This is a genomic window from Exiguobacterium sp. s64 (assembly GCF_018618035.1).
Taxonomy (GTDB): domain Bacteria; phylum Bacillota; class Bacilli; order Exiguobacteriales; family Exiguobacteriaceae; genus Exiguobacterium; species Exiguobacterium mexicanum_A.
Genome location: NZ_JACSLH010000028.1, coordinates 1 through 357, shown reverse-complemented (window position 1 = coordinate 357; position 357 = coordinate 1). Strand labels below are relative to the sequence as shown.

1 rRNA gene is annotated in these 357 nt (G+C 54.6%); it reads left to right on the top strand.

Annotated elements, in window-relative coordinates:
- Positions 1-45 precede the first annotated feature (45 nt).
- Positions 46-357, top strand: a 23S ribosomal RNA gene (locus tag KNP64_RS14770); the annotation flags it as partial.

Below are 357 nucleotides of genomic sequence, written 5' to 3'. Positions count from 1 at the left end.
TTAATTTCACATATGGTCCGTGAGGACCGTGTGTCTTAGACGCTAGATCAAGGTAGAAAGGGCGTACGGTGGATGCCTTGGCACTAGGAGCCGATGAAGGACGCGACGAACAGCGAAATGCCCTGGGGAGTGGTAAGTACACATTGATCCAGGGGTATCCGAATGGGGGAACCCACCGCCGGGAGACTGGCGGGACACCCGTGTGAATACATAGCACGGCGTGAGGCAAACCCGGGGAACTGAAACATCTAAGTACCCGGAGGAAGAGAAAGAAAATTCGATTCCCTGAGTAGCGGCGAGCGAAACGGGAACAGCCCAAACCAGGAAGCATGCTTCCTGGGGTTGTAGGACACTCTA